Raw genomic sequence first — 6135 nt, 5'->3', positions numbered from 1 at the left:
CTCGTCACGGTCCGCGCCGAAGGCACGCACCTGCACCTCGATCGATCCGCGCAGCGCCGCGACGAGCTCGGTGACGTGCACCCCCGCCCCGCCGTAGATCTCGGGCGGGTACTCCTTGCTGACGATGTCCACGCGCATGGGTCGAACGCTAGTGCATGCGGATGAGCCGTTACACCCCTGTCCGAATCACACGCCACCCCTGGTCCGCACGCTCGCGCGCACCCTAGGGTGGAGCCATGCCACGGACGCCGAAGGTCTTCGGAATCATCCTCGCCGGCGGCGAGGGCAAGCGACTCATGCCGCTGACGGCGGACCGGGCCAAGCCCGCGGTCCCGTTCGGCGGTCAGTACCGACTCATCGACTTCGCGATCTCCAACCTGCTCAACTCCGGCCTGCGCCAGATCGTCGTTCTCACGCAGTACAAGTCGCACAGCCTGGACCGTCACATCTCGCAGACGTGGCGCATGTCGGCGCTCCTCGGCTCCTACGTCACGAGCGTTCCGGCGCAGCAGCGACTCGGCAAGCGGTGGTTCTCGGGGTCGGCCGATGCCATCCTCCAGAGCCTGAATCTCATCAACGACGAGAAGCCCGACATCGTCGTCGTCATCGGCGCCGACCACGTCTACCGCATGGACTTCCAGCAGATGCTGGCTGCGCACATCGAGTCGGGGGCGCGCGCGACCGTGGCGGGCATCCGTCAGCCGATCGAGCTCGCGAACCAGTTCGGCGTCATCGACGTCGAACCCGACGATCCGTCACGGATCCGGGAGTTCCTGGAGAAGCCCCACGATCCGATCGGCCTCGCCGATTCGCCCCACGAGGTGCTGGCGTCCATGGGGAACTACATCTTCGACACCGACGCCCTCATCGAGGCGGTCGAGGCCGACGGTGAGATCCCCACCTCCAATCACGACATGGGCGGCGACATCGTCCCCTACTTCGTCGGTCGCGGCGAAGCGGGCGTCTACGACATGAAGCGCAACGACGTGCCCGGTTCGACGGATCGCGACCGCTACTACTGGCGCGACGTCGGAACCATCGACTCCTTCTTCGACGCGCACCGCGACCTGATCTCGACGCTGCCGATCTTCAACCTCTACAACACCGAGTGGCCGATCCACTCGCAGACGGTCAACTCGCCGCCGGCGAAGTTCGTGCGCGACTCCGTCGGACGCATCGGCAACGCGATCGACTCGATCGTCTCGCTCGGCTCCGTTCTGTCGGGAACGCACATCGAGCGGAGCGTTGTCGGGCCATGGACGCTTGCGGGCGGAGGGTCCACGATCACGGACGCGGTGCTGTTCGATCACGTGCGCGTGGGACAGGGGGCGCGTATCCACCGGGCGATCCTCGACAAGAACGTCGTGCTCGCCGACGGGGCTACCATCGGCGTCGATCGCGATCGCGACCTGGCCCGCGGCTTCACCGTGACCGATTCCGGCATCACGATCGTCGGCAAGGGCGTGCACGTCGAGGCCTGAGCGCAAGTAGCGTGTGAGGGTGCCTGACTCCCCCGCGTTCCTCGTCGTGCTCGACGCCGATTCGACCCTCATCCGGAACGAGGTGATCGAGTTGCTCGCCGACGAAGCCGGGCGCGGTGCCGAAGTCGCCGCGGCGACCGAGGCAGCGATGCGCGGCGAGGTGGATTTCGCCGCTTCCCTCCGCTCCCGCGTCGAGGCCCTCGCGGGTGTTTCGGTGTCGGCCTTCGAGCGGGTCATCGCCCGCATCGAGCCGACCCCGGGGGTGCGGGAGTTCCTCACGGAGATCCATCGCCGCGGGGGCGTCGCCGCGGTGGTGTCCGGCGGGTTCCACGAGATCCTCGACACGGTGGCCCCATCGCTGGGCGTCGATCGGTGGCGTGCCAACCGCTTGGACCAGCGCGACGGAGCACTCACCGGCCGCGTCTCCGGGCCGATCGTCGACGCTCGGGCGAAGGCCGACGCCGTGCGCGAGTGGGCCCATCAGGAGCACATCCCGCTTCGGCAGACGATCGCGATCGGTGACGGGGCGAACGACCTCGAGATGATGCGCGTGGCAGGACTCGGCGTCGCCTTCAACGCCAAGCCGACCGTGCGCGCTCACGCGGATCTGGTCGTGGGCCCGATCGATCTGCGGGAAGCGATCTCGCTCCTGCCCTGACCTCGCTCCCGCCTGTGTCGGACCCTGACGCTACCGTGAGGCTCATGGACATCCTTCTCGTTCCCGGCCTCTGGCTCGATGCCTCCTCGTGGTCCGATGTCACCGCGCCACTCGTCGCGAACGGTCACCGTGTGCATCCGCTGACGATGCCGGGCACCGGCGCCTCGGCATCCGAGAGCGACGAGATCGGAATCGACGACTGGGTCGGAGCGGTCGTCCGCGAGATCGACGCTGCGACGCATCCCGTGGTGCTGATCGGACACAGCGGAGGCGGAAACGTCGTCTACGCGGCTGCCGACCGGCGCCCGCACGCCGTGGCGCACGTGACCCTGCTCGACACCTTTCCGCCCGTTCCGGGAGCTGGCATCTCGGACTTCCCCGTCGTCGACGGTGTCGTGCCGTTCCCCGGGTGGGAGTTCTTCGACGAGGACGACGTCGCCGATCTCTCGCCGGAAGTGCGTGCCCGCGCGGGGGCCCGCACGAGCTCGGTTCCGCGGCACGTGCCCACGGACGCCCTCCGGCTGACGGACGAGCGGCGTCGCGGTGTGCCCGTCACCATCGTGACCGGGACCGTGCCGGCGAACGTGATCCGAGAGATCGCGGCGGACCCCGCCCCGTGGGCGGCGGAGCTGGCAGCCGTCGAGGATCTCCGCATCATCCAGCTCCACGACGACGGTGCGCCAGGAGGGCACTGGCCGCAGTTCTCAGCTCCGGAGCGAACGGCTCGAGCGCTCCTCGAAGCGGTGCGGGAGACCCCCGGCGCCCCCGGCGAGGAGTCCGGGCACCCGGCGGGTCAGTGACCCATGCCGAGGCCGCCGTCGACCGGGATCACGGCGCCGGAGACGTAGGCGGCCGCGTCGGAGGCGAGCCACGCGACCACACCGGCGACCTCATCGGATGATCCGAAGCGACCGGCGGGAATGCTCTTCTTGTAGTCGGCCTGGGTCTGCTCCGGCAGTCCAGCGGTCATGTCGGTCTCGATGAAGCCCGGGGCCACGACATTCGCGGTGATCCCGCGCGCGCCGAGCTCGCGGGTGAGCGACCGAGCGAAGCCGACCAGCCCGCTCTTGGACGCGCTGTAGTTGATCTGACCGGCAGAGCCCAGCAGCCCGACCACGCTGGAGATCAGGATCACTCGACCCCAGCGCTTCTTGAGCATGCCCTTCGAGGCGCGCTTGACGACGCGGAACGATCCGCCGAGGTTCGTGGACACCACGTCGTCGAAGTCGTCCTCGCTCATCCGGAGGAGGAGGGTGTCGCGTGTGATGCCCGCGTTGGCCACCAGCACGTCGACGGGTCCGAGCGCGCCCTCGACCTCGGTGAAGGCGGCGTCGACGGCAGCCGCGTCCGTCACGTCGGCCCGCACCGTGAGCGTGCCCTCCGGGCCCTCCCCGCTGCGCGCGGTCACCGCGACGCGGTAGCCCTCTGCGACGAACCGCTCGGCGATGGCGCGGCCGATGCCACGGTTTCCCCCGGTGACGAGGACGACGTGCTCAGAGGACATAGCTGATGCTCCTTCATGCTGCGGGCGGGGACCCGCCTCAGCCTAGCGGGCACGCGATTGACACCCGTCCGTCGGCACTGCCACGCTGGAAGCGCCCTCGAGAAAGGCCTCCGATGACACAGCCCGACCCCCATGGCGGACCCTTGTCGCCCGGGGCGTATCCGCCGCCGGCTCACGGTGCGACACCACCGCCCTACGGCGCGGGAGGTCCTGCGGGCGCGCGGACGAACACCCTCGCGATCGTCTCGCTGATCGCCTCGATCAGTGCTTTCGTGATCCTGCCGTTCCTCGGCTCGCTCGCGGGGGTCATCACCGGGCACATGTCGCTGTCTCAGATCTCCCGCACCGGCGAACAAGGTCGCGGCCTGGCCCTCGCCGGCCTGATCGTCGGCTACGTCGGCCTGGCCCTGGCGGTCATCGGAGTCATCGCGGTCATGCTCTTCTTCGCCGTCTTCCTCACCGCTGTGTCGCAGTCGACCTACAGCTGACCCGCGGGCTCCCGGGTGCGCAGCGGGCGTACCCTGGAGGGACCGTGAAGCACTCGCACCACACGCCGTCGGCGACGTCCCTCCCCCGCGCACCGCGCGAGGGCGCGGACTCCCGCGCGCGCACGTACCTCGTCACCATGGGGATCCGCGTGCTGTGCTTCGCGCTGATGGTCTTCGTCACCCCGTACGGATGGTGGACGTGGGCCTTCGCGGCTGCTGCGATCTTCCTCCCCTACGTCGCCGTGGTGTTCGCGAACGTCGGGTCCGATGTTCGCGAGACCGGCGTCGAGAGCCCCGAACGGGCGCTGCCGGCGGCGGTCCGCTCCGCGCCAGACCGTGACGACGAAGCCGCGGAGCAGGCGCGGCCCCGTGTCATCCGCATCGAGGAGACACGTCGCGAAGGCGAGAACAGGGGTGGGTGACGCGCGCTGCTCTCGAGCGGGATGCCGCGAGACCGCGCGCTGGCGCATCGACTGGCGGAACCCGCGCATCCACGGGGCCGACCGCCGCAAGACGTGGGTCGCCTGCGATGAACACCGCGCCTTCCTGCGGGATTTCCTCGCCGCGCGCGATTTCCCGCTCGATGTCTCCGAACTCGAGGCGACGTCATGAGCCGGCGCACGGCGCCGACGGCCGTGCGGTGGTCGGGATACGTCGCCGTCGCGGTCCTGTTCGCAATCGCCTGCGCGTTCCTATCCCATTGGCAGTTCGAGCGGAACGAGTCGCGTGCCGCCGAACTGGAGCTCGTCGACCGCAACTACGACGCCGTGCCCGTCGGTCTGGAGGACCTCGTCCCGGAGGGATCGACGCTCGACCCCGAAGACGAGTGGCACCCGGTCGTGATGACCGGCGAGTATCTCCCGACAGACCAGCTGCTGGTACGCAACCGCCCCCACGGGGGCACCGCGGCGTTCGAGGTGCTCGTTCCCTTCCGCCTCGAGGACGGGCGCATCCTGATCGTCGATCGTGGGTGGGTGCCTCCCGGCGAGAGCAGCCGCGAGCCCGACGCCGTCGCCGCCCCTCCGGAAGGCACCGTCGAGGTGACGGTGCGGCTGCGACCGGGAGAGGCTCTCACGTCGTCCGGAGAGTCCGTGGACGGCGGGCAGATCCCCACCATCAACCTCCCGCTCATCGCGGCCGTCGTCGCCGACGGCGAGCGAGTCGAGCAGAGCGCCTACGGCGCACTGGTGTCGGAGCAGCCCGCGCCGGCGACGACGCTCGGCGCACTCGACGACCCGTCGGCCGACCCCGGGCCGCACCTGTCGTACGCCATTCAGTGGATCCTCTTCGCGATCATGGGCTTCGTGTTCATCGGATACATGATCCGCACCGAGATCCGCGCGCGACGCGACGATGACGAAGACGACGAGAAGCCGGCGGACACGACCGGACCCATCGCCCGGCGACGCCGCGACCACGATGCGGATGCCGAGGACGCGCTCGTGGACGCCCTCGGCCGGTGATCACGCCAGCGTGATCAGCTCGATGTAGTCGCGCCCCCAGATGTCCTCGACACCGTCGGGGAGGATGAGGACCCGCTCCGGGTTCAGCGCCTCCACGGCGCCCTCGTCGTGGGACACGAGCACGACCGCGCCCTCGTAGTGGGCGAGGGCTCCCAGGATCTCCTCGCGCGAAGCGGGGTCGAGGTTGTTGGTGGGCTCGTCGAGGAGCAGCATGTTCGCAGACGACACCACGAGGGTCGCCAGCGACAGCCGGGTCTTCTCTCCGCCCGAGAGCACACCCGCAGGCTTGAGCACGTCGTCACCGGTGAACAGGAACGACCCCAGCACCTTGCGCGCCTCGGTCGCGGTGATGTCGGGCGCCGCCGACATCATGTTCTCGAGCACCGAACGGTTCACGTCGAGGTTCTCGTGCTCCTGCGCGTAGTAACCGACCTTGAGACCGTGGCCCGGCTCGATGACACCCGTGTCGGCACGATCGACGCCGGCGAGGATGCGAAGCAGGGTCGTCTTGCCGGCGCCGTTCAGGCCGAGCACGACGACC

General features: G+C 69.4%; 9 protein-coding genes. 7 read left to right on the top strand and 2 right to left on the bottom strand.

The window, feature by feature from the left end:
* Positions 1-236: 236 nt before the first annotated feature.
* Genes B4E30_RS11340 through B4E30_RS11330 form a run of 3 tightly spaced genes read left to right on the top strand, consistent with a single transcriptional unit; the run spans position 237 to position 2939 of the window.
* Positions 237-1481, top strand: a complete 1245-nt coding sequence (locus tag B4E30_RS11340; RefSeq protein WP_071043564.1) for a glucose-1-phosphate adenylyltransferase — start codon at positions 237-239, stop codon at positions 1479-1481.
* A gap of 19 nt (positions 1482-1500) precedes the next feature.
* Complete coding sequence (gene serB, locus B4E30_RS11335) at positions 1501-2139, top strand: phosphoserine phosphatase SerB (RefSeq protein ID WP_286795374.1); 639 nt, start codon at positions 1501-1503, stop codon at positions 2137-2139.
* Positions 2140-2183: 44 nt separating this feature from the next.
* Entirely contained in the window at positions 2184-2939 is a 756-nt protein-coding gene (locus B4E30_RS11330; protein ID WP_286795373.1) for an alpha/beta fold hydrolase, read from the top strand.
* On the opposite strand, the gene fabG is transcribed toward B4E30_RS11330, so the two are convergent.
* Positions 2933-3643 carry a 3-oxoacyl-ACP reductase FabG gene (gene fabG / locus B4E30_RS11325; RefSeq protein ID WP_071043567.1) on the bottom strand — a complete coding sequence of 237 codons (711 nt, stop codon included), beginning with the start codon at positions 3641-3643 and terminating at the stop codon, positions 2933-2935. The genes B4E30_RS11330 and fabG overlap by 7 nt on opposite strands.
* A 113-nt stretch (positions 3644-3756) precedes the next feature.
* Between fabG and B4E30_RS11320 the strand changes: the two genes are divergently transcribed.
* The 4 genes from B4E30_RS11320 to B4E30_RS11305 are packed head-to-tail and all read left to right on the top strand — an operon-like array spanning position 3757 to position 5594.
* The gene (locus B4E30_RS11320) at positions 3757-4131 is read left to right on the top strand and encodes a DUF4190 domain-containing protein (protein ID WP_286795372.1); all 375 of its coding nucleotides are present in this window, start codon (positions 3757-3759) and stop codon (positions 4129-4131) included.
* A gap of 44 nt (positions 4132-4175) precedes the next feature.
* Positions 4176-4553 carry a DUF3099 domain-containing protein gene (locus B4E30_RS11315; RefSeq protein ID WP_286795371.1) on the top strand — a complete coding sequence of 126 codons (378 nt, stop codon included), beginning with the start codon at positions 4176-4178 and terminating at the stop codon, positions 4551-4553.
* Entirely contained in the window at positions 4546-4743 is a 198-nt protein-coding gene (locus B4E30_RS11310; RefSeq protein ID WP_286795370.1) for a hypothetical protein, read from the top strand. The genes B4E30_RS11315 and B4E30_RS11310 overlap by 8 nt, the downstream gene beginning before the upstream one ends.
* Positions 4740-5594, top strand: coding sequence for an SURF1 family protein (locus B4E30_RS11305; protein WP_286795368.1), 855 nt, complete (start codon positions 4740-4742; stop codon positions 5592-5594). Before B4E30_RS11310 ends, B4E30_RS11305 begins: the two co-directional genes overlap by 4 nt.
* Here B4E30_RS11305 and B4E30_RS11300 read toward each other — a convergent pair.
* On the bottom strand, positions 5595-6135 hold a 541-nt coding region (locus B4E30_RS11300; protein ID WP_286795367.1), incomplete at its 5' end, for an ATP-binding cassette domain-containing protein.

The sequence above is a fragment of the Microbacterium sp. UBA3394 genome (genome assembly GCF_002358725.1).
In the GTDB taxonomy this organism is placed as follows: Bacteria; Actinomycetota; Actinomycetes; order Actinomycetales; family Microbacteriaceae; genus Microbacterium; species Microbacterium luteum.
The sequence above is the reverse complement of the archived record's forward strand: the minus strand, read 5'-3'. Positions and strand labels throughout refer to the sequence as shown.

What these genes read in the sequence shown, in the direction of transcription:
- B4E30_RS11340 (WP_071043564.1), top strand. Translation starts at nt 237, where the DNA reads ATGCCACGGACGCCGAAGGTCTTCGGAATCATCCTCGCCGGCGGCGAG.
- B4E30_RS11330 (WP_286795373.1), top strand. Translation starts at nt 2,184, where the DNA reads ATGGACATCCTTCTCGTTCCCGGCCTCTGGCTCGATGCCTCCTCGTGG.
- fabG (WP_071043567.1), bottom strand. Translation starts at nt 3,643, where the DNA reads ATGTCCTCTGAGCACGTCGTCCTCGTCACCGGGGGAAACCGTGGCATC.
- B4E30_RS11320 (WP_286795372.1), top strand. Translation starts at nt 3,757, where the DNA reads ATGACACAGCCCGACCCCCATGGCGGACCCTTGTCGCCCGGGGCGTAT.
- B4E30_RS11305 (WP_286795368.1), top strand. Translation starts at nt 4,740, where the DNA reads ATGAGCCGGCGCACGGCGCCGACGGCCGTGCGGTGGTCGGGATACGTC.